This window comes from Pigmentiphaga sp. CHJ604, assembly GCF_036972535.1.
In the GTDB taxonomy this organism is placed as follows: domain Bacteria; phylum Pseudomonadota; class Gammaproteobacteria; order Burkholderiales; family Burkholderiaceae_B; genus Pigmentiphaga; species Pigmentiphaga daeguensis.
The window spans coordinates 817,164-842,872 of record NZ_CP136998.1 but is presented as its reverse complement, the minus strand read 5'-3'; the positions used below and the strand labels follow the sequence as shown (position 1 = coordinate 842,872).

Below are 25,709 nucleotides of genomic sequence, written 5' to 3'. Positions count from 1 at the left end.
TTCGTGGTGATAGCCATTATGGCTGCCCGCCACCGCTTGGCTAGCTGGATGAAATCCCTATTCCACCCATCGCGCCGGCATGCACCACGCCCCCGCGTGGCACCTGGTCGCAGCCGTCCTCAGGCGCCGGGCGCCGCCGGAATCTGCAAGCCCCGCTGCACGGCGGGACGCGCCACGAAGGCATCCAGCACCCGCTTCACGTTGGCGAAGTCGGCGAACCCGACCAGCTCGCCCGCGCCGTAGAAGCCCACCAGGTTGCGCACCCAGGGGAAGGTGGCGATGTCGGCGATGCCGTAGTCGTCGCCCAGGATCCAGGCCTTGCCTTCCAGGTGGCGGTCCAGCACGCCCAGCAGGCGGCGCGACTCGGCCACGTAGCGGTCGCGGGGGCGCTTGTCCTCGTAGTCCTTGCCGGCGAATTTATGGAAGAACCCCACCTGGCCGAACATGGGGCCGATGCCTCCCATCTGGAACATCACCCACTGCATGGCCTGGTAGCGGCCGGCGGGATCCCGCGGGATGAACTTGCCCGATTTCTCGGCCAGGTAGATCAGGATGGCGCCGGACTCGAACAGCGGCAGCGGCTTGCCGCCCGGGCCGTCGGGATCGAGGATGGCGGGAATCTTGTTGTTCGGGTTGAGCGACAGGAACTCCGGCGACATCTGGTCCTGGGTGTCGAACGCCACCCGGTGCGGCTCGTACGGCAGGCCGGTTTCCTCGAGCATGATCGAGACCTTCACGCCATTGGGCGTGGGCAGCGAATAGAGCTGGATGCGGTCCGGATGCTGCGCGGGCCATTTGCGGGTGATCGGGAAAGCGGAAAGATCCGTCATGGGGAATCCTTGCTCGATGGAAGTGTCGGTCCGCCCGACTATACCAGCCGTGCACGGCAGCCACGCAGGGGGGCGGGGCCGTAGAATATTGATGAAGATCGATCAACCTTGAAGACCATGCCGCACAAGGACTATCTCAGCGCCAAGGAAGCCGTGGAGCTGCTGGGCATACGCATGCAGACCCTCTATGCCTACGTCAGCAAGGGATGGATACGCAGCGTCAAGCAGCCGGACACGCGCCAGCGCCTGTACCTGCACGAGGACGTCCTGCGGGTCAAGGCGCGCTCCACCGCCCGCTCGGGGCACGGGGCGGTGGCCGCCTCGGCCATGAACTGGGGCGAGCCCATCATTCCCACCTCGATCACCGAGATCCGTTCCGACGGTCCGCACTACCGCGGACATTCCGCGGTGCGGCTGGCCCGCGGCCACGCCAGCTACGAAGCCGTGTGCGAGCTGCTGTGGACCGGCGTCTGGCACGATGCGCCGCGCCGCTGGGATACGGGCATCACGCCCCGGCTCCAGGAAACCCTGCTGGAATCGCTGGCGCCGCCCAAGTCCAACAGCGGGCTGCTGGAGATCATGGCCATCGTCACCCTGCGCCTGGGCATGTCGCGAGGATCGGTGGAAGACCGCATGCGCGGCGGCCACATGCACGAAGCCGCGCGGCAGCTGATCAAGACCCTGGCCGGCTGCATGGGCCTGGTGTCGCGCCGGCGGCGCTTCCATGCCATACCCGACGAGGCGTCCATGGCCGAGGGCCTGCTGGCGGCCCTGGACCTGCCCGCCAGCCCGGCCAACCTGCAAGCCATGGAAGCCTTCCTGGTGCTGTTCGCCGACCACGAGCTCTCGCCCAGCACCTTCGCCGCGCGCGTGGCGGCCTCGGGCGGATCGACCCTGCACAGCTGCGTCGCATCGGCCATCTGCAGCTCGGCCGGCGTGCACCTGGGGCGGATGTACGACCGGATCGAAGACTTCCTGCGCAGCGCCGACGACGCCGCCGGCCTCATGCAGCGGGCGCGCGCGCAACACGAGCGCGGCGCCAGCGTGCCCGGCTTCGGCCACCCGCTCTATCCCAAGGGCGACGAACGCGCCGAGCTGCTGCTCGAACTGGCCCGCAACCGGCCGCGCAAGAAGGCGGCGCTCGAACAGGTCCATCGCTTCATCGACGACGTGCGCGGCGAGTTCGGCCTGCATCCCCGGCATGAGCTCGGCGGCATCGTCCTGGCCATGGCCATGGGCGTGCCGCGCCAATCGGTGGGCACGCTGTTCACGCTGGCGCGCATGGCGGGCTGGGTCGCCCACGTGCAGGAGCAGCGCCTGAGCGGCATGCTGCTGCGGCCCCGGGCCAAATTCGTGGGCGCCGCCGGCGACCCCTGAACCTCAGTCGGCCGCGGGCCAGAACGACTCGATCTCGGCCCACAGCGCGTCGGGCGCTTCCTCGGCGATGTAGTGGCCGCAGTCCAGCGCCCGGCCGTCGACCTGCGAGGCCTGCCTGCGCCACAGGTCCAGTACGTCGAAATAGCGCCCCACCACGCCCTTCCCGCCCCACAGCACCCGCAGCGGGCAATCCACGCGGTTGCCCTGGTCGCGGTCGGCGCGATCGTGTTCCAGGTCGATGGTGGCGGCCGCGCGATAGTCCTCGCAGATCGCGTGCGCCCAATGCGGATGGCGCGCGCAGCGTTCGTACTCGGCCATCGCGCGATCGGCGAAGGGAGCCAGGCCCGCGTGGCGGCCGCCCATCACGGAACGCAGATAGAACGCCGGATCGGCGCCGATCAGCTTTTCCGGAAAGGGCGCCGGCTGGATCAGCCAGAACCAGTGGTAGTAGGCCTGCGCGAAACCGCGCGTGGTGCCCTCGTACATGTCCAGCGTGGGCGCGATGTCCAGCAGCATCATGCGCTCGACCCGCTCGGCATGGTCCAGCGCCAGCCGGTGCGCGACGCGCGCCCCGCGGTCGTGGGCCAGCACGCCGAAGGTCTCGTAGCCGATGCAGCGCATCACCTCGACCGCGTCCACCGCCATCGTGCGCTTGGAGAAGGCCTCGTGCCCGGCCGGCTCGTCCGCCGGCATGCCGCTGTCGCCATAGCCGCGCAGGTCGATGGCGACGCAGGTATAGCGGTTGGTCAGCCGGGCCCACAGCTTGTGCCACATGGCATGGGACTGGGGATGTCCGTGCATCAGCAGCAGCGCCGGCCCGGTGCCGCCCACGCGCGTGGCGATGTCCACGCCATTGACGTGGAAGTGCTGCAGCCGGTCGTTGAAGAGCGAGATCTCGGACATGGCGGCCCCTAGCTTTTCGCGACGATTTCCGCCACCGCCTTGCCGACGTCGGCCGTGACCGCCTTGCCGCCCATGTCGGGCGTGCGCGGGCCGTCGGACAACACGGTCTCGATGGCAGACAGGATGGCGTCGTGCGCCCCCTTGTGGCCCAGGAACTCCAGCATCAATGCGCCCGACCAGATCTGCGCGATGGGATTGGCCACGCCCTTGCCGGCGATGTCGGGCGCCGAGCCGTGCACCGGCTCGAACAGCGACGGGAAGCGGCGGTCGGGATTCAGGTTGGCCGAGGGCGCGATGCCGATGGTGCCGGTGCAGGCGGGTCCCAGATCCGACAGGATGTCGCCGAACAGGTTGGAAGCCACCACCACGTCGAACCAGTCGGGGTGCAGCACGAAATTGGCGGTCAGGATGTCGATGTGGAATTTGTCCACGCGCACGTCGCCATATTTGCCCGCCATCGCCTCCACGCGCTCGTCCCAGTACGGCATGCTGATGGCGATGCCGTTGGATTTCGTGGCCGAGGTCAGGTGCTTGCGGGGACGCGACGCCGCCAGGTCGAAGGCGAACTTCAGCACCCGGTCGACCCCGGTGCGCGTCATGACCGTCTCCTGCAGCACGACCTCGCGATCGGTGCCCTCGAACATGCGGCCGCCCACGCTGGAATACTCGCCCTCGGTGTTTTCGCGCACCACGTAGAAATCGATGTCGCCCGGCTTGCGGTTGGCCAGCGGCGACGGCACGCCGGGCATCAGCCGCACGGGGCGCAGGTTCACGTACTGGTCGAACTCGCGGCGGAACTTCAACAGCGAACCCCACAGCGAGACGTGGTCCGGCACCGTGGCCGGCCAGCCTACCGCGCCGAAGAAGATCGCGTCATGGCCGCCGATCTGCTCCTTCCAGTCGTCGGGCAGCATCGCGCCATGCCGCGCGTAGTACTGGCACGAGGCGAAATCGAACCGGTCGAACGACAGGCCGATGCCGAAGCGCGACGCCGCCGCCTCCAGGACACGCAAGCCTTCTGGAACGACCTCGGTGCCGATGCCGTCGCCGGGGATCACTGCAATGCGGTGGGCCATGGATGAAACGTCCTTGTCGTGATGGCGCCGGCACGCAAGCCTGTCGCGAAAACCGGTGCGGGATGGAATGGATCAAGTGTATCTCGCGCTTGCCCTTCATAATTGAACGAGATAAAAACCATTGTTGAATGGAGGTTAACAATGGACACCATCTCCGACCTCGCCTTCTTTTCGCTCCTGATCCGCCAGGGCAGCCTGTCCTCCGCCGCCCGCGAACTGGGCCTGTCCACCCCGGCCGTCAGCAAGCGCCTGCAGCGGCTGGAGCGGCGCCTGGGCGTGCGCCTGCTCAACCGCACCACCCGCCGCATCGCGCTGACCCACGAGGGCGAGCTCTACCTGCGCGAAGGCAACCGCATCCTGGCCGACGTCGAGGAACTGGAACATACCGTCGGCCGCAGCCGCGACGAACCCCGGGGCCTGCTGCGCATCAACGCCACCCTGGGCTTCGGCCGCCACCACATCGCCCCCGCCCTGTCCGATTTCCTCAAGCGCTTCCCCGCCGTCCAGGCCCAGCTGCACCTGACCGACCGCCCCGCCAGCCTGCTGGACGAATCCTTCGACGTCTGCATCCGCATCGGCGACCTCCCCGACGCCCGCCTGACCGCCCGCAAGATCGCCTCCAACCGCCGCCTGCTGTGCGCCTCGCCCATCTACCTGAAGCGCCACGCGCCCCCCGCCTCCCCGCGCGATCTGGCCCGCCACCCCTGCATCGTCATCCGTGAAAGCGATACCGCCTACGGCACCTGGCACCTGCGCTCCGGCACCCGCGCCGAAACCGTCAAGGTGCGCGGCCCCCTCAGCGCCAACGACGGCGAAAGCGCCCTGTACTGGGCCCTGGAGGGCCACGGCATCATCATGCGTTCGGAATGGGAAGTCGGCGCCTACCTGCGCTCGGGCAGGCTGGTCGCCGTCCTGGAAGAATGGCACACCCCCTCGGCCGACATCTTCGCGCTCTACCCCGAACGCCAGAATCTGTCCGCCAAGACCACCGCCTTCGTGGATTTCCTGGCGGAACGGTTCGCGCATCGGCGACGGGACAGGGAAGAAGGGTTGTCGTGGTAACGGGGATACCTCGCCCCCTGCCGCCGTACAGACCGCCCCCCTTTCTAAATCAATGCGGCAGGATCTTCGACAGGAAATGGCGGGCACGCTCGGACCGCTGCGCCGACGGATCGAAGAACGTTTCCTTGTCGGTGTCCTCCACGATCCTTCCCCCGTCCATGAACACCACCCGATGCGCCACCTTCCTGGCGAACCCCATCTCGTGGGTCACCACCATCATCGTCATTCCCTCTTTCGCCAGATCCACCATCACATCCAGCACCTCGTTGACCATCTCGGGATCCAGCGCCGACGTCGGCTCATCGAACAGCATCGCGACCGGGTCCATCGACAACGCCCGCGCGATCGCCACCCGCTGCTGCTGCCCCCCCGACAACTGGCCCGGGAACTTCTCCCGATGCGCCTTCAGCCCCACCCGGTCCAGCAACTTCTGCGCCCGCTCCTCGGCCTCGTCCTTCCCGCGCCCCAGCACCTTCACCTGCGCCAGCGTCAGGTTGTCCATCACCGACAAATGGGGAAACAGCTCGAAATGCTGGAACACCATCCCCACCTTCGAGCGCAGCTTCGGCAGATTCGTCTTCGCATCGCCCACCGAGATGCCGTCCACCACGATCTCCCCTTCCTGGAAGGGCTCCAGCGCGTTGACCGTCTTGATCAACGTCGACTTGCCCGACCCCGATGGCCCGCACACCACCACCACTTCGCCGGTCGCCACCGACGTCGTGCAATCGGCCAACACCTGGAAAGACCCGTACCACTTGCTGACATGCTTGATCTCGATCATTCGAGACTCTCCTGAAAATATCCCCGGGCCGGGTCAGCGGACGATCGCCACCCGCTGCTGCAAGCGCCGCACCAGCCTGGACGCCGCAAAGCAGATGATGAAATACACCACCGCCGCGAACACGTACATCTCGACCAGCCGCCCGTCGCGCTGCGCCACCTTCGACGCCGCCCCCAGGAAATCCGTGATCGACAGCACATACACCAGCGACGTGTCCTGGAACAGCACGATGGTCTGCGTCAGCAGCACCGGAATCATGTTGCGGAAGGCCTGCGGCAGGACCACGCTGCCCATGGTCTGCCAGTAGTTCAGGCCCAGCGCGTAGGCGGCGTAGGTCTGCCCGCGCGAAATCGACTGGATGCCGGCCCGCATGATCTCGCAGAAGAAGGCCGCCTCGAACATCGTGAAGGTGATGACCGAGGACCAGTAGGCGCCGACCTTGATCGGCGTGGACGACCCGATGATCCACGCGCCGATGTAGGGCACCAGGAAATAGAACCAGAAGATCACCAGCAAGAGCGGCAGCGAGCGCATCAGGTTGACGTAGGCGCCCGCCACGGCCGACAGCCAGCGGAAGCGCGACAGCCGCATCATCGCCAGCAACGTGCCGAAGACGATGCCGCCCGCCGTCGCCATCGCGGTCAGCGTCAGCGTGAAGGTCATGCCCTCCTTGAACAGGTAGGGCAGCGTGCGCCAGATGACGTCGAAATCGAAATTGCCGAACATGTCCGCCCCCGTTCAGTGCGAGCCGCCGCGCGCGGGCCCGATGAAGCCGGGCACCGCCACGCGCCGCTCCACCCAGCGCATGAAGGTGACGACGACCAGGCTGACGATCAGGTACAGCACCGTGGCCGCGGCGAAGGCCTCGAACACCTGGAAGCTGAATTCCTGCATCGACCGGGCGCGGCCCGTGAGTTCCAGCAGGCCGATGGTCATGGCAACCGACGAGTTCTTGATGATGTTCATGAACTCGGACGTCAGCGGCGGCAGGATCACCCGGTAGGCGATGGGCAGCAACACATAGCGATAGACCTGCGTGCCGCGCAGCCCCAGCGCGGTGGCCGCCATGCGCTGCCCGCGCGGCAGCGACTCGATGCCGGCCCGTACCTGTTCCGCTACCCGCGCCGAGGTGAAGAACCCCAGGCACAGCACCGCCGGCCAGTACGCGCCCCACGGCGGCGCGATCTGCTTGATCGCGTTGCCCAGCGCCTCGGGCAGCAGCTCGGGCAGCACGAAATACCACAGGAAAAGCTGCACCAGCAGCGGGATGTTGCGGAACAGCTCCACGTAGGCCCCGGCCAGGCGTACCGCCCACTTGACCTGCGTGGTGCGCACCACGCCGACGATGGAGCCCAGCACGAAGGCGATCACCCATGCCGCCAGGGCCGTGGCCAGCGTCCACTGCAGGCCCGACAGCAACGTGTCCATGTAGGTGCCCTGGCCGTCTGGCGACAGCTCCCAGAAGATCTTCCAGTTCCAGTTGTAGTTCATCGCGGCTCCGACGTGCTTACCCGGTCCGGCACGGGGCCGGCCCCATGGAAACAGGGGACCGCTCGGGTCCCCTGGAATCCTGCTCGATCATGCGCAGCGCATGGCCGGCTGCCTGGCCTTCCGGCCCGGCAATCAGCGATAGGCTGCTGGGTCTCCCGAATCGGTGGGATTGGCGATCACCTTCTTGAGCGAATCGCTCATGGGCACCTTCAGGTTGACGTTGCGCGGCGGAATGGGCGAGTTGAACCACTTCTGATAGAGCTTCTCGACCTCGCCCGACTTCATCATCGCCACGACGGCGTCGTCCACCACCTTCTTGAACGCCGGGTCGTCCTTGGGCTCGATCATGCCGTAGGGCTCGACGGTATAGGCCTTGCTGCTGACCATCCACTGGTCCGGGCTCTTGGAGTTGGCCACCAGCCCGTACAGCAGGATGTCGTCCATGAAGAAGGCTGCGGCGCGCCCGCTGTCGACCATCAGGAAGGCATCGGCATGGTCCTTGGCGGGGATGATCTGCATGCCCAGGTTTTCCTTGCCGTTGGTCTCGGTCAGCCACTTCAGGTTGCTGGTGCCGGCCGTGGAGACGACGGTCTTGCCCTTGAAGTCTGAAAGGTCGTTCAGTTTCGAGCTTTTCTTGGCGACGAAACGCGTGGCCGTCACGAACGTGGTCGGCGCGAACGACACCTGCTGCTGGCGCTCGGCATTGTTGGTGGTCGACCCGCATTCGAGGTCCACCGTGCCGTTGGCGATGAGGGGAATACGGGTGGCCGAGGTGACCGGCGCAAGCGCGACGTTCAGCTTGGGCAGCTTCAGGTGGCTCTTGATCGCGTCGGCGATCTTGTAGCAGATGTCCATCGAGTAACCGATGGATTTCTGGTTGTCGTCCAGGTAGGAGAAAGGAATGGAGGAATCGCGATAGCCAAGCGTCAGCGTCCCCGTGTCCTTGATCTTCTTGAGCCGGCCGGTCAGGTCTTGCGCCGAGACAGACGACACGGCGACCAGGGTCAGCGCGGCGGAGAGCAGCACGAGTTTCTTCATGGAATCTCCCTTCCGTAACTAGTAACGATGTCGGCCGAGTGTAGCAACAAGCCGACAGTACGGACATGGATTTTTACCCGAGCCGAAGCCCGGGAACGTGCCGTCACCCTCCCGGACCCCCCCTCATCTCAAACCGCCACTTTCTTGAACCGGTAGGGCCGCGTCAACACCTCCGGCTTGAGGACCTGCTCCAGGGTCTCCGCATCCAGCAGCCCCGCTTCCAGCACCAGATCCGCCACCGGCCGGCCCGTCCGCATCGCATCCCGCGCGATCCGCGTCGCCGCCTCGTACCCGAGCACCGGATTCAGGGCCGTCGCCAGCCCCGCCGACCGCTTCACGGCCTGCGCCAGCCGCTCGCGATTCGCCGTGATCCCCTTGACGCAGTTGTGCGTCAACGTGGTGCATGCCGCTTCCAGGTGCGAAATGCTCTTGACCAGGCTCCACGCGATGATGGGCTCGAAGGCATTGAGCTGCAGCTGGCCGCTTTCGGACGCCATCGTGATCGTCATGTCGTTACCGATGACCTCGAAGGCCACCTGATTGACCACTTCCGGAATGATGGGGTTCACCTTCCCCGGCATGATGGAGCTGCCCGCCGCGCGCTCCGGGAGGTTGATCTCGTTCAGCCCCGACTGCGGTCCCGACGACAGCAGCCGCAGGTCGTTGCAGGTCTTGGACAGCTTGCAGGCCACGCGCTTCAGGACGCCGGACAACTGCACGAACGCGCCCGTGTCCTGCGTCGCCTCGATCATGTTCGCCGCGCGCACCAGCGGCAGCCCCGTGATCTCGGCCAGGTACCGCACCGCCAGCGGGCTGTAGTCGGGATCGGTATTGATGCCGGTACCGATGGCGGTCGCGCCCAGGTTCACTTCCACCATCAGTGTCCGGGCCTCGCCCAGCCGCGCCTCGTCCTCGCCCAGCATGACGGCATAGGTCAGGAACTCCTGGCCCAGCGTCATCGGCACCGCGTCCTGCAACTGCGTGCGCCCCATCTTCAGCACGTCGTCGAACTCCAGCGCCTTGGCCTCGAAGGCGCCGCGCAGTTCGGCCATGGCCACCAGCAGGCGCTGCAAGGAAAAGCACATCGCGATGCGCAGCGCGGTCGGATAGACGTCGTTGGTGCTTTGCGAGGCGTTCACGTCCTGGATGGGGTGCAGGACGTCGTACTGGCCCTTCCTGGCCCCCAGCAGCTCCAGCGCACGATTGGCGATGACCTCGTTGGCGTTCATGTTGGTCGAGGTGCCGGCCCCGCCCTGGATCACGTCGACGATGAACTGGTCGTGCAGCGCGCCTTCGATGATCTCCTGGCAGGCCTGGACGATCGCCCCGGCCCGTTCCGCGGGCAGCACGCCCAGGTCCTGGTTGGCGCGGGCCGCCGCCAGCTTGACGCAGGCCAGGGCCCGCACCAGGTCGGCCTGGCCGCCTATGGTCGAGCCGGAAATCGGAAAGTTCTCGCGGGCGCGCAGGGAATGGATGCCCCAGTAGGCGTCGGCGGGAATCTCGCGCTCGCCAAGCAGGTCGTGTTCGATGCGGAAGAGGCCGGAAGCGGCATTGCTGCTCATGTTCGATGTCCATCGGAAAGGCCGCCGCACCATGCGGCGCCCGATGGAAAACACTATAGGCAGGCGCCCCGCGATAGCGCCAATGCCGTGTTCGCATTGGCCAATGTTTTTTTTGCATTGCCAGGAAAATGCCCGGCGGCCAGGGACGCGTCAGCGCGCGGCGGACAGATAGTCCCAAAGGGCGTCGACCAGCGGCTTGGCGGGAACGCCGGCCGGCGCGCGTTCGCGGTAGAGCCGGATCTCCATGGTCTCGGTATAGGCCTCGCCCGCGCAGGCCAGGCGGCGCGCGGCCACCTCGCGGCTGACCGCGCTCTCGGGCAGGAAGGCCACCCCGTGCCCCTCGAGCGCCATGGCCTTCAGCCCCTCGGCCATGTCGGTTTCGTAGCGCTCGTCCAGCGGCGGCCGGGGCTGGGCGCCCGCCAGGATCAGGTCGACGATGCGGCCCAGGTAGGCGTTGGGCGCGTAGGCCAGGTAGGGCACCGGGCCGCCCCCGCCCAGGACGTACTCGGGCGTGCCGTCGGGCTTGCTGCGCGCATAGGGGTAGACCGCCTCGCTGCCCAGCACCAGCATGTCGTAGTGGCGCGGATCGAGCTGGACCGGCTGGCGGGGATGGTAATAGACCATGACCAGGTCGCTGCCGCCCTGCACCAGGCTGATCGCGGCGTCATGGACGTTCAGCGCCATCAGCCTGGCCGTGAAATCCGGCAGGCCGGCCTCGGCCCGGATACGGCTCAGCCAGCGCGGGAAGAAGGTCAGCGACAGGGTATGGGGTACGGCGAAGTCGATCACCGCCTGCGAGGCGGGACGCATGCCCCGCAGCATCGCGCGGGTCTCGTCCAGCTTGGCCAGCATGGCGATGGCTTCGGCGCGGAAGGTCTCGCCGGCGGGCGTCAGGCGGGTGGGGTAGACGGCGCGGTCGACCAGATCGGTGCCGACCCAGGCCTCCAGGGCCTGGATACGGCGCGAGAAGGCGGGCTGCGTGATGTGTCGCAGCTCGGCCGCCCGCGAAAACGAACGGGTCTCGGCCAGCGCGATGAAATCTTCGAGCCACTTGGCTTCCATGCTTGCAACCGTGGAGGAACCGGCGGAAATTGTACCGTGGGGCCGGTGCCGCGCCCGGCCGGGCATACACTTGCCGCATGGCCCCGCGCCGCACCGACCATCTTCCTGGAGTCCAGCGTGACCGATTCGCTCCCCTACCCGCCCCCTGCCCCCAATTCGCTGCCCGCCGGCCAGATGCCGGTGCTGCGCGTCATCCCCATGCCCGCCGACTCCAACCCGTCGGGCGACGTGTTCGGGGGCTGGATCATGGCCCAGGTCGACCTTGCCGGGTCGGTGCCCGCCCAGGGCCGCGCCAACGGCCGCGTCGCCACCGTGGCCGTGACCTCGTTCGTGTTCAAGGAACCGGTGTTCGTGGGCGACCTGCTCAGCTTCTACGCCCACATCGTCAAGACCGGCCGCACCTCGATCACGGTCGCGGTCGAGGTCTACGCCGAACGCATCCGCCTCAACTCGGAAGTCGTCAAGGTCACCGAGGCCACCCTGGTCTACGTGGCGACCGACCACCAGCGGCGCCCGCGCCCCCTGCCGGACCTGCGCGCGGACTGAACCCGTCTGGACACCCATGGCGATTAGTGGCACATTGACCACAAGGACGTCACCGCCCCAGCCCAGCCGGCACAGACCGGCCGGCCAGCCAACACGGCAGGCACGCAGGCCCTGCCCCCAAGGCGAAGGAGACTCACCATGGACATATCCGGTTCGCGCCTGATTCCAGCGTCCCAGGAACGCACCTGGAACAAGCTCGTCGCTCCCGAGACCCTCAAGGTCTGTATCAGCGGATGCGAAAAGGTCGAGCGCCTCTCCGAAAACGAATACCGGGTCAACCTGCGGGCCGAGGTCGGCCCGCTGTCGGCCCGCTTCCACGGCCGGCTGCAGCTGACCGACATCCGGCCCCAGGACTCCTACCACCTCACTTTCGAGGGGGAAGGCGGCGTGGCCGGATCGGCCAAGGGTTACGCCGACATCCGGCTGACGCCGGAAGGCGACGGCACGCGGGTCTCGTACACCGCCCACGCCGACCTGGAAGGCAAGCTCGCCCAGTTGCGCACGGACCAGGCCGAGAAGATCGCGCGCAAGATGATGGACAACTTCTTCGCGCTGTTCTCGGTCTGCGCGTGCCGGGCGCTGGAACGTCCCGCGCCCCGTCCGCCGCGCGTGGCCAGGCCGATGGCCGCCGGCGGCGCGCATGCCCTGCACCTGCCCTCGCAATGGGTCAACCGGCTGTCGTGGCTGGCCGCGCTGGCCGTCATCGCGGGCCTGGTGGTCTACCACACCTTCCTGCACTGAGCGCGGCAACGGCGCGCCGCGGCGTTCAGCGGCGCACGTTCTTCATCTTGATGCGCTGGGACAGGGCCATCATCGCGACGCAGAACACGATGGCCATCACCATGCCGGCCTCGATGCCGGTATTGACCGACGTGCGGGCGATGACCAGCCCCACCAGCGCGGTGCCCACCGCGCTGCCCAGGGTGCGCATGGTCTGGATCAGCGCCGAGGCCACGCCCACGTCGCGGCGCTCGGCGATCATCTGCATGAACAGCGTCAGGTTGGGGATGATGAAGCCCATGCCCACGCCGGCCAGGCCGAACGAGACCACGGCGAAGGCCATGGACGATCCGCGCTCCAGGAACATCACGCCCAGGCAGCCCACGGCCAGCAGCAGCGCGCCGAACACCATCAGCCGCTGAGGCTGGCTCTGGCGCGGGAACAGGCGCCCGTTGATGACGCTGCCCACCGGTATGCAGGCCACCAGCGGCGCGAGGATCATGCCCGCCTGGGTGGGGCTCAGCCCCACCTCCACCTGCAGCAGCAGCGGGCCGTAGTAGATCAGGATGAACATCACCGCGCCGGTCATCACGCCGACGACGTTCAACAGGCGCGACTCCCTGCGCTCGAGCACGCGCAACGGGAACATGGGCTGTTCCAGGCGGCGCTCGTACCAGACGAGCAGGAAGACCGACACGGCGGCCACAGCCAGGAACACCAGGCCCAGCACCGGACGCGGGTGGGTGGAGAAGCCCAGCTCGAGCGCCGCCATGGGCGTGCCCACGGCCAGCGCCAGCAGCGCCCCGCCCAGCCAGTCTATGCGCGGCGGCGTGTCGTGCCGGGGCTTGAGCGGCGGGAAATACCGCCACAGCATCACGAAGGCGATCACCCCCATCACCGGGCTGACGAAGAACGCCGCCCGCCAGCCGAAGGATTCGGTGATCGCCCCGCCCAGCAGCGGCCCCACGCCGCTGGCCACCGCGAACGACGTCGAGATCAGGGCCTGCCAGCGCACGCGCCGCATGGCATCGGGAAACAGGTCGGCGGGCGCCGCGAAGGCGGTGGCGATCATCATGCCGCCGCCCACACCCTGCAGGGTGCGGGCCGCGATCAGTTGCGGCATCGACTGGCTGATGCCGCACAGCACCGAGCCCAGCGACACCAGGCCCAGCGAGACGAGGATGAAGTATTTGCGTCCGAACAGGTCGCCCAGGCGGCCGAAGATGGGAATGACGATGGCCGAGGCCAGCAGGTAGCCCGTGCCGACCCAGGCATACAGGGGCATGCCGCCCAGCTCGGCCACCACGCGCGGCAGCGTGGTGCCGACGATGGTCGAATCCAGCGCCACCAGCATCACGACCGCGCAGATCCCGATCAGCGCCAGGATCAGCTGGCGCTGGTCTTCTACCGGTGAATCGAGATCGGAAGGCGGGCGGGGGCTGGCGTGCCCGGGCTGAGATGGCGGGTGCGGCGGGTTCTCGGACATTTGCGCATAATCATATACCGCGCCCCGGGTATACCCCTACCCCCCCAATGGCCCGCCGTTCAAAAGCGATAGCCGATAGCGATGGTCGGCACCCACGGATCGATGCGCGCCTTGCCGATCTGGCTGCCGTTCAGCTTCACCTTGGACGAAATGTCGATGTAGCGCAGGCTGGCGTTCAGGAACCAGCGCTCGCCCATCTTCACGTCCACCCCTACCTGCGCTGCCAGCCCCCACGAGTCGCCCAGGCTCAGGTCCTGGCCGGCCAGGGCGCCCGCGGCCCGGGTGTGGAAGAAGCGCGTGTAGTTCACGCCCAGGCCGACATAGGGCTGCACCTGCGAATCGGGCAGGAAGTGCCATTGCACGCTAAGCGTGGGCGGCAGTTGCCGGGACGAACCGATGTTGCCGCCCACCGCGCCGGAAGCGCCGATGTCGTGCCGGAAGGGTACGGCGGCCAGCAGCTCGATCCCGACGTTGCGGGTGGCCATGTAGGTCAGACTGGCGCTGGGCCGCGTCGAATTGCCGGCGTCCAGGCGCACGGCCCCGTTCAGGACGGTGCCGTTGTCCGATTTCGGCCGGACCTGGCTGATGCCGGCCTTGAGCAGCCAGTCGCCGGCTTCGTGCGCCTGCGCGGCCGAAAACGCCGCGGCAAGAAGGGCGGCAAGCAGGATGGGCGGCGTGCGGCGGGAAAACATGAGGAGCTCCATATCGAACGATGAGGCTCCAGCTTGGCAGCCCCTCGCCCCGCGCGCCTTGTCCCAGATCAAGCCGCCCTCGGGCACGCCGCTTGCTGGGGCATCCGGCTGCCCACGCGGCGCCCCACTATGGAGATCGACATGGCCAAGCCGTTGCAAGGACTCACCGTTGCCATCGTGGCAACCGACAATTTCGAACAGGTCGAACTGACGAGCCCGAAGGAAGCGCTGGAACGCGCGGGTGCCACGGTGCACATTCTTTCCGCCCAGGCCGGCGAGATCCGGGGCATGAAGCATGACGAGAAGGCCGACCGCTTCCGCGTGGAGGCGAGCTGGAACGACGCCGACCCGACCCGCTATGCGGGCGTGGTGGTGCCCGGCGGCGTTTTCAACGCGGACGTCATCCGCACCGACAAGGGCGCACAGCGCTTCGTGCAGGCGTTGCACGACACGGGCAAGCCGGTCGCCGTCATCTGCCACGGCCCCTGGCTGCTGGTGTCGGCCGGCATGGTCGACGGCCGGCAACTGACCAGTTGGCCATCGTTGCAGGACGACATCCGCAATGCCGGCGGACAGTGGGTGGACGAGGAAGTCGTGCTGGACGGCAACCTCATCACCAGCCGCAAGCCCGACGACCTGCCGGCATTCAACGCGAAGCTGATCGCCGCGCTGTCCAACGTCGAGAGCGCCGACACGCCATCGGGCGCGCAGCCTACCTGACCCCGGGTATGTGCCCGGCGCGGGGGCGGCCAGCAACCCCTATACTTGCCGCGACCAGGCAAGTATAGGTAGCGCCGCCGTATGAATGTGACCCTGCGCCAGATGCGCGCGTTCGTCGAAGTCGTGCATTGCGGCGGTTTCACCGCGGCCTCGCGGCGGCTGCACCTGACCCAGTCCGCCACCAGCCTGCTGGTGCGCGAACTCGAAGGCCAGCTGGGCTTGCAGTTGCTGGACCGGTCCACGCGCAAGCTCGCGGTCACCGAGGCCGGCGCCGAATTCCTGCAGCATGCGGAACGCATCCTGGGCGAAGTCGAGCAAGCCATCCGCCGCACCCAGGACCTGGTGCAGATGCGCCGCGGGCGCGTCACGGTGGCGACCACGCCGGTCATGGCGGCCACACTGCTGCCCGACGCCATCGCCACCTTCCAGGCCGCCCATCCCGCCATCGAAGTCCGCCTGTCCGACGCGCCGGTCGACGTCATCCTGCGGCAGGTGCAGCAGGGCGAGGTCGACCTGGGCGTGGGAGTGTTCACCGGCAATGAGGTGGAGCTGAACCGCAGCCTGCTGATGCGCCATCCGCTGGGCGCCATGATTCCCAGCGCATGGCCGCTGGCGCGACGACGGCGGGACCTGGCTTGGGCCGACCTGGCCAGCCAGCCGATGATCGTCGTGCCGCAGTCCAGCGGCTCGCTGCCGCAGATCGACCGCGTACTGCACCAGTCGGGCATCGCGGCCGAGCCGCGCTTCGAGGTGCACTATCTGTGGTCGGCCATCGGTCTGGTCGAGGCCGGCCTGGGCATCGCGGTACTGCCGTCCTACGCGGGGCTGCTGGCCCGATCGAAACGCGCGCGCTTTCGCGTGCTGCACGACCCGGTGGTGTATCGCAAGATCGAACTGGTCACGCAGCCCGGCCGTTCGCTGTCGCCGGCGGCGGCGTCCTTCCGCGCCCACCTGGCGGCGCACTGCAAGGAATTCGAGGAACGCGGCTGATGCCGCGCCGGCCGTCCCGGCCGGCGCGCGTTCACCGCGCTGCCAGTTCGCGCACGGACTGGGCCGCGTCACGCACGATCTGCGCGGGATCGCAGGCGGTCCACTGCCCGTGCCGGCGCAAGACCCGCCCGTCGACGATGACGGTATCCACGTTGGCCGGCTGGGCCGAGTAGACCAGCGAGAAGGCCGGGTCCGCCACCGGCGCCATGTTCAGGTCCGTGGTGCGGACCAGGATGACGTCGGCCCGCTTGCCCGCCTCGAGCGAACCGACGCGGTCCGCGATGCCCAGGTCGCGCGCGCCGTCCAGCGTGGCCAGCCGCAGCAGGCGGCGCGCCGTGAGCGGGACCTCGGCGCCGAAACGCTGGCGATGCGACCACAGCAGGGCGCGCATGCAGGCAAAGAAATCGGCGTTGGCCGAGGCCGACGAACTGTCCACCGACAGGCTCTGCCGCACGCAGGCGCACTCCAGCTCGTGGAACTGGATCACGCCGCGCGATGCCTGGGCGTACAACACCTCGATCACCGGCGAACACGAGAACGAGACGCCGCAGGCGGCCAGCCGCAGCTGCTCCTGCGGCGACACGCCCTGAGGATGCACCAGTTGCAGGTCCGGCCCCAGCAGGCCGTGCGCGTCCAGCACCGACACCACGCCGGGGCGCGCGTGCATGGTGATGGGCAGCCCCAGGCGCCGCACGCCCGCGAATTCCGTGCGCACGACGTCGATGGGTACGGTGCCGCGCGGATTGGAAACCGGCGTGCGAAGCGCCGCGCCCAAGTGGATCATGGGATCGCCGGCCGCTTCCCGGGCGACTTCGGCGAGGCCCGCCAGGTCCATCGCGCGGTCCAGCGGCAGGTCCTGCCCCCAGCCGTAGGCCAGGCGGCCCCGTATGCCCAGGCTGCGCATGGCCGCCAGTTCCGCGCGCGCGTGATCGGGCGTGCGGGTGTTGTGCGACCAGTTGTGGACCGTGGTGATGCCGCCCGCCAAACCTTCGGCCAGCCCCAGCCGCACCGAATGGTAGGAGTCGTCCGGCGTGAACTTCGGCCCCACGGACAAGGTCACGGGGAAATAGCCGCGCGCCGCCTCGTCGCCGCTCATCAGCGCGCGCAGCGAGCAGTTCCACAGGTGCCAGTGCGTGTCGACGAAGCCCGGCATCACGATCATGCCGCGCGCATCCAGCTCCCGCGCGCCCGGCACGCGCAGCCCCCGGCCGATCGCCACCAGCGTGCCGTCGCGGACATGGACGTCGGCATCGGGCAGGTCGTCCATGCCGTCGGCCATGGTCATCACATGGCCGCCCCGTATCACGAATTCCTCGCGCGCGGGCAGGCCGGACACGTGTCCGGCCGCCTCGTGCCATCTTGCTGACTGCATGCCCATTAGTCGGCCTTGGCTCCGGTCAGGCGGATCAGGCGTTCCTTGTGGCGCATTTCGTCGCGCAGCGCGGCGGCGAATTCAGCCGGCGCCGAGAACACCGGGTCGAAGCCGCGCGCGGCCACGAAGCGCTGCTGGAATTCCGGATCGGCGGCGATCGCCTTCACGTCGGCATGGATGCGCTGGATCACGGCGTCGGGCGTGCCGCCGGTGGCGAACAGGCCGAACCAGGATTCGCGCGGGTCGACGTCGGCATAGCCGGCCTCCGCCAGGGTAGGCACGTCGGGCTCGGACGCCAGCCGGCTGGCCCGCGCGATGGCCAGCGGCTTCATCTTGCCCGCGCGGATGTGAGGCTCGGCGATGGCCGCGCCCACCATGGCCAGTTGCACCTCGCCGCCGATCAGCGCCGTCACGGCCGGCATGATGCCCTTGTAGGGCACCTGGGTGATCCGTATGCCCGTCTTGTGCCGCAGCCCCTCGAACAGCAGATGGGGCAGGCTGCCCGATCCCATCGAGGCGTAGTTCAGCTCGTTGGGCCTGGCCTTCGCCAGCGCGACCAGTTCGTCGAGCGTGGCGGCCTTCACGGACGGATGCGCCAGCACCATCTGTGGCAGGCTGACCAGTTGCGAGATCGGCGCCAGGTCGCGCACGGCATCGTAGGGCAGCTTGTCGTACAGGAAGGGGTTGCTGGTGATGGTCGATTCGCTGGTGACCAGCAGGGTGTGGCCATCGGGCGCCGCCTTGGCGACGGCGTCGGCGCCGATGATGGAAGCCGCTCCCAGCTTGTTCTCGACGATGACCGGCCGGCCCCATTTCTGCCCCAGGCGCTCGGCCAGGGCGCGGGCGATCACGTCCACGCCGCCTCCGGGCGCATAGGGCACGACGATGCGCACCGGCCGCGCCGGCCAGGCCGGCTGCCCCATCGCCGGCCCCGCGGCCGCGACGCCCAGGGCCGCGGCACATGCCGCCAGCCACCGGCGGCGACCCTGCGCCGCCGCTGTACTTGCTTGCCTCATCACTTCTCCTTCCCGCCGGACGGCCCGGAAAGCAAGGCCCGCCTTCCGATGTCCCGCGGCGACATGGCAGGCATTTCACCCGCGGGCGGCGGGACAGGCAAACGAGAAAAATTTGTAGTTCTATCAGTTGGCCATCTAAATACGTGCTCCCGCCGCGCTTACACGCTGTCATGAAAAAAGACGCGAAATCTGCAAGAATCGGGCGCTCCGCCTTCGCCGGCCGCGCCCCGCGGCCCTCTCTTGCGAGTCCCCATGGCCTACATGCTGCTCATCGTCGAACCCACCGGCCAGCGCGCCGAACGCAGCGAGGCGGCGGGCCGCGACCTCTACGACCGCATGGTCGCCTTCGGCGCCGATCTGAAGACGCGCGGCCTGTTGCTGGCCGCCGAATCGCTGGCCTCGCAGGACGGCGCCGTGCGCGTGCAGAAGCGGGACGGCCGCACCCGCCTGGTGGACGGGCCGTTCGCCGAAGCCAAGGAAATGATAGGCGGCTTCTTCCTGCTGGACTGCGCCACGCGCGAGGAGGCCGTGGCCATCGCGCAAGCCTGCCCGGCGGCGCAATGGTGCACGGTCGAGGTCCGGGAAGTGGCGCCGTGCTATCGCTGAGCCGCTCGACCTGGTAGTTTCCCTAGGTCGCCTCCGCCATGTCGATTCCGGCACGCGCCGATCGTCGTAGGGTCAGAAGCCCACGTGCGGGCTTGCAACCACCGGAGAAACCGCCATGCGATTCATGATCATCGTCCGCGCCACCGCGGACACCGAGGCCGGCGTCATGCCCGAGGAACCCCTGCTGGCCGCGATGACCGCCTACCACGAGGAACTGGCCAGGGCCGGCGTGCTGCTGGACGCCAACGGCCTGAAGCCGTCGTCCCGGGGCTGGCGCGTCCGCTACCGGGCCGGCAAGGGTACGGTCATAGACGGCCCGTTCGCCGAGACCAAGGAACTGATCGCCGGCTACACGCTGATCCAGGTCCGCTCGCGCGAGGAAGCCATGGAATGGGCCCGGCGCTTTCCCTCGCCCATGGCGGATGCCGACGGCGAGATCGAGGTGCGCGAGCTCTTCGAGCTGGACGACCTCGGCCCGAGCGAAGCGGTGGACCGCTTCCGCAAGCTGGAAACCACCAGCCGATAACGCGCCCATCTTCCAAGGAACCCGCCATGCACAAGCAGATCTTCGTCAACCTGCCCGTCGCCGACCTGCCGCGCACCCAGGCCTTCTTCGGCCAGCTCGGCTTCACCTTCAACGCCCAGTTCACCAACGAAAAGGCCGCCTGCATGGTCATCGGCGAGAACATCTACGCCATGCTGCTCACCACGGATTTTTTCCGCGGTTTCGCCAGCAAGCCGATCAGTGATGCCCGGGAAAGCACCGAAGTCCTGGTGGCCCTGACCTGCGACAGCCGGGAAGCCGTCGACGACATGGTGCGCAAGGCCCTGGCCGCCGGCGGCACGGCACCGCGGCCTCCGCAGGACCACGGCTTCATGTACAGCCATGGCTTCGACGACCCGGACGGCCATGCATGGGAGGTCTTCTACATGGACCCCGCCACGGTCGAGCAGGGCTGAGCCTGTGACGCAGGCCGCCACCCACCGGGCCATCGAAGCCGTCTGGCGGATCGAATCGGCCCGCATCATCGCGGGCGTCGCGCGGCTGGTGCGCGACGTCGGCCTGGCGGAGGAACTGGCGCAGGACGCGCTGGTGGCCGCGCTGGAGCGATGGCCCGGGGATGGCGTGCCGGACAATCCCGGAGCCTGGCTGATGACCACCGCGAAGAACCGGGCGCTGGACCGCCTGCGCCAGGCCGCCCTGCACGCGCGCAAGCACGAGGAGTACGGCCACGAGACCGAAGTGCTGGGCGCGGGCCATGCGCCGGATCCGGCGGCCCTGGTCGAGGCCGCACGCGACGACGAAGTGGGCGACGACCTGCTGCGCCTGATCTTCACCGCCTGCCATCCCGTCCTGTCCACCGACGCCCGCGTGGCGCTGACGCTGCGCCTGCTGGGCGGATTGACGGCCGGCGAGATCGCCCGCGCCTTCCTGGTGCCCGAGGCCACCATCGCCCAGCGCATCGTGCGTGCCAAGCGCACCCTGTCGGTGGCCAGGGTGCCGTTCGAGGTGCCCCACGCGCATGAGCGCGCGGCCCGCCTGGGCTCGGTGCTGGAAGTGATCTACCTGGTCTTCAACGAGGGCTATTCGGCCACGGCCGGCGACGACTGGATGCGGCCGGCGCTGTGCGGCGAGGCGCTGCGGCTGGCGCGCGTACTGGCGGGACTGGCACCGGACGAGGGCGAGGTGCATGGCCTGTGCGCGCTGCTGGAGATCCAGGCCTCGCGTCTGCCGGCCCGCACCGACGCCGACGGGCGCCCCGTCCTGCTGATGGACCAGGATCGCACGCGCTGGGACCCGCTGCTGATACGACGCGGCCTGGCGGCCCTGGCCCGGGCCGAAGCCCTGGGCGGAGCGCACGGCCCCTATGCCTTGCAGGCCGCGCTGGCCGCCTGCCATGCCCGGGCCCGGACGCCGGACGAGACCGACTGGGAACGCATCGTGGCCTTGTACGACGCCCTGGCGCAGGTGGCCCCGTCCCCCGTGGTCGAGCTGAACCGCGCCGTGGCGGTCGGCATGGCCTTCGGCCCCGCCGCCGGCCTGGCGCTGGCGGACGCGCTGCGTTCCGAGCCGGCCCTGGCGAACTACCACTGGCTGCCCAGCGTGCGCGGCGACCTGCTGCAGAAACTCGGGCGCCGCGCCGAGGCGCGCGAGGAATTCCTGCGCGCCGCCGCCATGACCCGCAACCTGCGGGAACAGGAACTTCTCCTGGAGCGTGCTGCCCAAGCCCTCCCTTCCCACTGATCCTCCCATGACCTCATCCCCGTCTCCCAAGGCCACCCGCAAGGAATGGATAGGACTGGCCGTCATCGCGCTGCCCTGCATGGTCTACGCGATGGACCTGACCGTGCTCAACCTGGCCCTGCCCGCCATCAGCGCGCAGTTGAACCCGTCCAGCTCGCAGCTCTTGTGGATCATCGACATCTACGGCTTCCTGGTCGCGGGCCTGCTCATCACCATGGGCACCCTGGGCGACCGCATCGGGCGCCGCAAGCTGCTGCTGATCGGCGCCGCGGCGTTCGGCGTCGCCTCGGCCATCGCGGCCTTCTCCGACAGCGCGGGCATGCTGATCGCCATGCGGGCCCTGCTGGGCATCGCGGGCGCCACCCTGGCACCATCGACCATGTCCCTGATCCGCAACATGTTCCACGACGAGCACGAGCGCCAGTTCGCGATCGGCATCTGGATCGCCAGCTTCTCGCTCGGCAGCGCCATCGGGCCGCTGGTGGGCGGGGTGCTGCTGCAATTCTTCTGGTGGGGATCGGTCTTCCTGGTCGCGGTGCCGGTGATGCTGCTCCTGCTCGTGCTCGGCCCGGTGCTGCTGCCGGAATACCGCGACCCGGACGCCGGCCGCATCGACCCGCCCAGCGTGGCGCAGTCCCTGTTCGCCGTGCTGGCGATGATCTACGGACTCAAGCAGATCGCCCAGCACGGCGCGTCGTGGACCGCCGCCGCCATCATCGCGGCGGGATTCGCGGTGGGCGTGGCCTTCGTGCGGCGCCAGCGGCGCCTGCCCTATCCGCTGCTGGACCTGAACCTGTTCATGCGGCCGGCCTTCAGCGCCGCCATCGCCGCCTACGCGCTGTCCTGCCTCGCCATGTTCGGCGTCTACATCTTCATCACGCAGTACCTGCAACTGGTGCTGGGCCTGGACCCGCTGCGGGCGGGCCTGGTCACCGTGCCCTGGGCGCTGGGCTTCGTCGCGGGCTCGCTGCTCGCCCCGAGGCTGGCCCGGCGCGTGCCGCCGCTGTCCATCTTCGTGGGCGGACTGCTCGCGGCCGCCGCCGGTTTCCTGATGGTGCTGCTGGCCGACCGCCCCTACGGACTCGAAGCCATCATGGCGGGCCTGATCGTGATGAGTCTGGGCATGGCGCCGGTGTTCACCATCGGCAACGAGATGATCATCACCTCGGCGCCGCCGCAGCGGGCGGGCTCGGCCTCGGCCATCTCCGAAACCAGCGCCGAATTCAGCGGCGCGCTCGGCATCGCGGTATTCGGCAGCATGGGCACGATGATCTACCGTTCCGGCCTATCGGCGGGCATGCCGGAGGGCATCCCGGCGCAAGTAGCCGAGACCGCCTCGTCGACGCTGGGCGCCGCGGTGGCGGCGGCGCATGCGCTGCCCACGCCGCAGGCCGACGCCATGCTGGCGGTGGCGCGCGGGGCGTTCGTCGATGCGCTGCAACTCTCCGCGGCGGTCGGCGCCGTACTGACACTGTGCGCGGCCGTGGCCGCGGCCTGCATCCTGCGCGGCGGATCCGCCCGCGCCCAGGCACTGCGCGACGACGCGGCGTAGCGCGGCCGGCCGCCGCTCAGCCGCCGAAGGCGAGCACCAGCGCGTGCAGGCCGATCCCGATCAGCCCGCCCACCAGCGTGCCGTTGTAGCGGATGTATTGCAGGTCGGGGCCCACGCTCAGCTCCAGCGCCTGCACCAGCCGCCTTTCGTCCCAGCCCCTGACGGTCTGGGCGATATGCTCGGTGACCCCTTCGCGCAGCCGGGCCGCCAGGCTGCGCGCGCCGGTCATGACATGTTCGTTGATCGCTTCGCGCAGGGCGGGATTGGCGGCCAGCTGGCGGCCCAGTCCCAGCAGGCTCTGCTCCAGGTGCCGCGCCAGCGGCGAGTCCTGCGCATCCAGGTTGCGGCGCAGGGCCGCGTGGATCTCTGCCCACAGCCCCTGCACGTACGCCTGCACCGAGGGGTGATCGATCAGCCGCGACTTGATGCCGTCGATCTGCTCGCGCAATTGCGGATCGTCGCGCAGCCGCGCCACGTAGTCCGCCACCCAGGCCTCGTAGTCCTGGCGCAGCGGATGATCGGGCCGCGACAACACCTCGTGCAGTTCATCCAGCAGCGCGCGCGCCAGCCGGTCCGCCAGATTGTCGGCGATCCCTTCGACCGGTTTCACCAGGTTCACGGTCCCGACGATCCTGGGCCATTCCTTGCGCGCGTATTTCACCATCAGATCCGACACCCGCTCCTTGACGCCCTCGTCGTCCAGGTAGCCCCCCAGGCGCCGCAGGGCCTCGTCCAGCAATTGATGATGGCGGCCGTCGCGCGTCAGCAATCCCAGCACCTCTCCCGCCGTCGCCCCGGCATCCCAGGCCCGCAGGCGGGCGACGACGAAAGACTGGATGGCCTCGCGCACGACCCGCTCGTCCAGCAGGTCCAGCGCCTGCGACAGCCACGTGCGCGCCATGCCCGCCGCCATGCGCGCCTGGGCCGGCTCGCTCAGCCATGCGCCCAGCCGGCTGGCCGGGTCGAATACCTGGAGCCTGGCCAGCAGCGCGTCGGGCGCCAGGAAATGATCGCGCACGAACACGGCCAGGTTGTCCCCCAGGCGCGCCTGGTTGGCGGGAACGATGGCGGTGTGGGGAATCGGCAGGCCCAGCGGCCGCTTGAACAGCGCCACCACGGCGAACCAGTCGGCCAGCGCGCCCACCGTGGCGGCCTCGCAGAAGGCCCGGACCCAGGCCCAGGCGCCCTGCCCGCCCATCGCATGGCTGAGCCCGAAACCCGCCAACGACGCGGCAAGCAGGCCCAGCGCGCCCAGTTTCATGCGGCGCAGGCGGGCCAGGCGGGGATCGGCGGATGGGGAAGGATTCAAGACGGCGGTGCTTCGGTGGGCAAGCCTCCACTTTACCCACGGCCGCGGCGCGCTTCCAGCCGCGGGGGTCGCGGGCGATAGAATCTCCGGTCAAGATTCGCTTCCGGAGCACGACCGCCATGACCGTCCGCCGCATCGTCGCCAATCTCTCCACCCCCGACCCCGCCCTCGCGCGGGAGTTCTACGGCAGGCTGCTGGGCCTGGACGTGGTCATGGACCACGGCTGGCTCATGACCTTCGCGTCCGGCGGCAGCCAGACGCCCCAGGTCAGCGTGGCCAGCGAAGGCGGTTCGGGCACGCCCGTGCCGGAGCTGTCCATCGAGGTCGACGACGTGGACGACGTGCTGGCCCGCGCCCGCGCGCACGGGGCCGAGATCGTCTACGGGCCCTGCGACGAAGCCTGGGGCGTGCGGCGCTTCTACGTGCGCGACCCGTTCGGCAATCTGGTCAACATCCTGACGCATCGCTCGTAGGCCGGCACCCGGCCGAGCAGGCGTCCCGACGCGCGACGCCCCTATGTTCTAATCTGCCGGCAGGGCCGTGCCGGCCGCCGACTCACAGGACGCAAACCATGGCATCCCAGATCCACATCCTTTCCTCGATGGCAACCAAGCAGCTGCTTGCCGATCTCGTCGCCCAATTCCAGCAATCGCACGCACAGCAGGACATCCTCGTGGAATCCGTCGGCGGCGTCGATGCCGCCCGGCGCGTGCAGTCCGGCGAAGCCCTGGACGCCGTCGTGCTGGCCGCCAACGTCATCGACCAGATGACCGAAGCCGGGCATATCGTGGCGGGCAGCCGCGTGGACCTGGTCGTATCGGGCGTCTACGTGGCCGTGCGCGCCGGCGCGCCGCGCCCGGACATCGGCTCCGAAACCGCCCTCAGGCAGGCCGTGCTGGACGCTGGCACCATCGGCTACTCCACCGGTCCCAGCGGCGTCTACCTGTCCAAACTGTTCGAACGCTGGGGCATCGCCGACCAGATCAAGGACCGCACCGTCCAGTCCAAGCCCGGCATCCCGGTGGGCACGCTGATCGCCAAGGGCGAAGTCGACCTTGGCTTCCAGCAACTGAGCGAAATGATGAACGTGCCGGGCATCGACATCGTGGGTCCCCTGCCCCCCGGCCTGCAGGTCATGACCACCTTCTCCGCCGGCGTGGCCGCCACCTGCACCCGGCAGGACACCGTGCGCGAACTGCTGGCCTTCATGGCCAGCGCCGACGCGGCCGAGATCAAGCGCAAGAACGGCATGGACCCCGCCTAGGGCCGC

General features: G+C 68.6%; 27 protein-coding genes. 13 read left to right on the top strand and 14 right to left on the bottom strand.

The window, feature by feature from the left end; translation table 11 throughout:
• Positions 1-119: 119 nt before the first annotated feature.
• Positions 120-830, bottom strand: a complete 711-nt coding sequence (locus tag R4823_RS04205) for a glutathione S-transferase N-terminal domain-containing protein (protein ID WP_132979045.1) — start codon at positions 828-830, stop codon at positions 120-122.
• A gap of 117 nt (positions 831-947) precedes the next feature.
• Between R4823_RS04205 and R4823_RS04200 the strand changes: the two genes are divergently transcribed.
• Positions 948-2,207: a citrate synthase family protein gene (locus tag R4823_RS04200; RefSeq protein WP_243724393.1), complete on the top strand. Its 1,260-nt coding sequence runs from the start codon at positions 948-950 to the stop codon at positions 2,205-2,207.
• A 3-nt stretch (positions 2,208-2,210) separates the two neighbouring features.
• Here R4823_RS04200 and R4823_RS04195 read toward each other — a convergent pair whose 3' ends face one another.
• Together R4823_RS04195 and R4823_RS04190 are read right to left on the bottom strand one after the other, a co-directional pair.
• Positions 2,211-3,110, bottom strand: coding sequence for an alpha/beta hydrolase (locus R4823_RS04195; RefSeq protein WP_132979046.1), 900 nt, complete (start codon positions 3,108-3,110; stop codon positions 2,211-2,213).
• A gap of 8 nt (positions 3,111-3,118) precedes the next feature.
• Positions 3,119-4,186, bottom strand: a complete 1,068-nt coding sequence (locus R4823_RS04190) for a tartrate dehydrogenase (RefSeq protein WP_279818111.1) — start codon at positions 4,184-4,186, stop codon at positions 3,119-3,121.
• A 141-nt stretch (positions 4,187-4,327) separates the two neighbouring features.
• Between R4823_RS04190 and R4823_RS04185 the strand changes: the two genes are divergently transcribed.
• Positions 4,328-5,248 (top strand): LysR substrate-binding domain-containing protein, encoded by a 921-nt coding sequence (locus tag R4823_RS04185; RefSeq protein WP_087837601.1) that lies wholly within the window; start codon positions 4,328-4,330, stop codon positions 5,246-5,248.
• A 49-nt stretch (positions 5,249-5,297) separates the two neighbouring features.
• Here the strand turns inward: R4823_RS04185 and R4823_RS04180 are convergent, their stop codons facing one another.
• The 6 genes from R4823_RS04180 to R4823_RS04155 form a co-directional block, all read right to left on the bottom strand.
• Positions 5,298-6,032 (bottom strand): amino acid ABC transporter ATP-binding protein, encoded by a 735-nt coding sequence (locus R4823_RS04180; RefSeq protein ID WP_087837600.1) that lies wholly within the window; start codon positions 6,030-6,032, stop codon positions 5,298-5,300.
• Positions 6,033-6,065: 33 nt separating this feature from the next.
• Positions 6,066-6,758 carry an ABC transporter permease subunit gene (locus R4823_RS04175; RefSeq protein WP_087837599.1) on the bottom strand — a complete coding sequence of 231 codons (693 nt, stop codon included), beginning with the start codon at positions 6,756-6,758 and terminating at the stop codon, positions 6,066-6,068.
• Between the two features lie 12 nt (positions 6,759-6,770).
• On the bottom strand, positions 6,771-7,523 hold the full coding sequence (locus R4823_RS04170) for an amino acid ABC transporter permease (protein ID WP_087837598.1): 753 nt from the start codon (positions 7,521-7,523) through the stop codon (positions 6,771-6,773).
• Between the two features lie 132 nt (positions 7,524-7,655).
• Positions 7,656-8,561, bottom strand: a complete 906-nt coding sequence (locus tag R4823_RS04165) for an amino acid ABC transporter substrate-binding protein (protein WP_087837597.1) — start codon at positions 8,559-8,561, stop codon at positions 7,656-7,658.
• Between the two features lie 128 nt (positions 8,562-8,689).
• The gene (gene aspA, locus R4823_RS04160) at positions 8,690-10,123 is read right to left on the bottom strand and encodes an aspartate ammonia-lyase (protein WP_087837596.1); all 1,434 of its coding nucleotides are present in this window, start codon (positions 10,121-10,123) and stop codon (positions 8,690-8,692) included.
• Between the two features lie 150 nt (positions 10,124-10,273).
• Complete coding sequence (locus R4823_RS04155) at positions 10,274-11,185, bottom strand: LysR family transcriptional regulator (RefSeq protein WP_087837595.1); 912 nt, start codon at positions 11,183-11,185, stop codon at positions 10,274-10,276.
• A 174-nt stretch (positions 11,186-11,359) separates the two neighbouring features.
• Here R4823_RS04155 and R4823_RS04150 point away from each other — a divergent pair, with 174 nt between their 5' ends.
• Both R4823_RS04150 and R4823_RS04145 read left to right on the top strand, forming a co-directional pair.
• A complete protein-coding gene (locus R4823_RS04150) occupies positions 11,360-11,731 on the top strand; it encodes an acyl-CoA thioesterase (RefSeq protein ID WP_087837671.1) in 372 nt (123 codons plus the stop codon).
• A gap of 138 nt (positions 11,732-11,869) precedes the next feature.
• Complete coding sequence (locus R4823_RS04145; RefSeq protein WP_087837594.1) at positions 11,870-12,472, top strand: carbon monoxide dehydrogenase subunit G; 603 nt, start codon at positions 11,870-11,872, stop codon at positions 12,470-12,472.
• A gap of 25 nt (positions 12,473-12,497) precedes the next feature.
• Here the strand turns inward: R4823_RS04145 and R4823_RS04140 are convergent, their stop codons facing one another.
• On the bottom strand, positions 12,498-13,937 hold the full coding sequence (locus tag R4823_RS04140) for an MFS transporter (RefSeq protein ID WP_338617585.1): 1,440 nt from the start codon (positions 13,935-13,937) through the stop codon (positions 12,498-12,500).
• 59 nt (positions 13,938-13,996) lie between these two features.
• Positions 13,997-14,629: an OmpW family outer membrane protein gene (locus R4823_RS04135; protein WP_087837593.1), complete on the bottom strand. Its 633-nt coding sequence runs from the start codon at positions 14,627-14,629 to the stop codon at positions 13,997-13,999.
• Positions 14,630-14,770: 141 nt separating this feature from the next.
• On the opposite strand from R4823_RS04135, the gene R4823_RS04130 reads away from it, so the two are divergent.
• Entirely contained in the window at positions 14,771-15,349 is a 579-nt protein-coding gene (locus tag R4823_RS04130) for a type 1 glutamine amidotransferase domain-containing protein (protein ID WP_087837669.1), read from the top strand.
• An 81-nt stretch (positions 15,350-15,430) separates the two neighbouring features.
• The gene (locus R4823_RS04125) at positions 15,431-16,339 is read left to right on the top strand and encodes a LysR substrate-binding domain-containing protein (protein WP_338617582.1); all 909 of its coding nucleotides are present in this window, start codon (positions 15,431-15,433) and stop codon (positions 16,337-16,339) included.
• A gap of 31 nt (positions 16,340-16,370) precedes the next feature.
• On the opposite strand, the gene R4823_RS04120 is transcribed toward R4823_RS04125, so the two are convergent.
• A complete protein-coding gene (locus R4823_RS04120) occupies positions 16,371-17,711 on the bottom strand; it encodes an amidohydrolase family protein (protein WP_338617581.1) in 1,341 nt (446 codons plus the stop codon).
• Positions 17,712-17,716: 5 nt separating this feature from the next.
• A complete protein-coding gene (locus tag R4823_RS04115; RefSeq protein ID WP_338617580.1) occupies positions 17,717-18,727 on the bottom strand; it encodes a tripartite tricarboxylate transporter substrate binding protein in 1,011 nt (336 codons plus the stop codon).
• A gap of 252 nt (positions 18,728-18,979) precedes the next feature.
• On the opposite strand from R4823_RS04115, the gene R4823_RS04110 reads away from it, so the two are divergent.
• From R4823_RS04110 to R4823_RS04090, 5 genes are all read left to right on the top strand, one after another.
• Complete coding sequence (locus R4823_RS04110; RefSeq protein WP_087837591.1) at positions 18,980-19,333, top strand: YciI family protein; 354 nt, start codon at positions 18,980-18,982, stop codon at positions 19,331-19,333.
• 115 nt (positions 19,334-19,448) lie between these two features.
• Positions 19,449-19,859 (top strand): YciI family protein, encoded by a 411-nt coding sequence (locus tag R4823_RS04105; protein WP_130357005.1) that lies wholly within the window; start codon positions 19,449-19,451, stop codon positions 19,857-19,859.
• Positions 19,860-19,885: 26 nt separating this feature from the next.
• Positions 19,886-20,293 (top strand): VOC family protein, encoded by a 408-nt coding sequence (locus tag R4823_RS04100; RefSeq protein ID WP_087837589.1) that lies wholly within the window; start codon positions 19,886-19,888, stop codon positions 20,291-20,293.
• Positions 20,294-20,297: 4 nt separating this feature from the next.
• Positions 20,298-21,578 (top strand): RNA polymerase sigma factor, encoded by a 1,281-nt coding sequence (locus tag R4823_RS04095; RefSeq protein ID WP_338617576.1) that lies wholly within the window; start codon positions 20,298-20,300, stop codon positions 21,576-21,578.
• Between the two features lie 7 nt (positions 21,579-21,585).
• Positions 21,586-23,130, top strand: coding sequence for an MFS transporter (locus R4823_RS04090; RefSeq protein ID WP_338617574.1), 1,545 nt, complete (start codon positions 21,586-21,588; stop codon positions 23,128-23,130).
• Between the two features lie 16 nt (positions 23,131-23,146).
• On the opposite strand, the gene R4823_RS04085 is transcribed toward R4823_RS04090, so the two are convergent.
• Positions 23,147-24,391, bottom strand: coding sequence for a DUF445 domain-containing protein (locus tag R4823_RS04085; RefSeq protein WP_338619111.1), 1,245 nt, complete (start codon positions 24,389-24,391; stop codon positions 23,147-23,149).
• A 167-nt stretch (positions 24,392-24,558) separates the two neighbouring features.
• On the opposite strand from R4823_RS04085, the gene R4823_RS04080 reads away from it, so the two are divergent.
• Positions 24,559-24,912: a VOC family protein gene (locus tag R4823_RS04080; protein ID WP_338617572.1), complete on the top strand. Its 354-nt coding sequence runs from the start codon at positions 24,559-24,561 to the stop codon at positions 24,910-24,912.
• A gap of 98 nt (positions 24,913-25,010) precedes the next feature.
• The gene (locus R4823_RS04075; protein ID WP_338617570.1) at positions 25,011-25,703 is read left to right on the top strand and encodes a substrate-binding domain-containing protein; all 693 of its coding nucleotides are present in this window, start codon (positions 25,011-25,013) and stop codon (positions 25,701-25,703) included.
• The last annotated feature ends 6 nt before the right edge of the window (positions 25,704-25,709 follow it).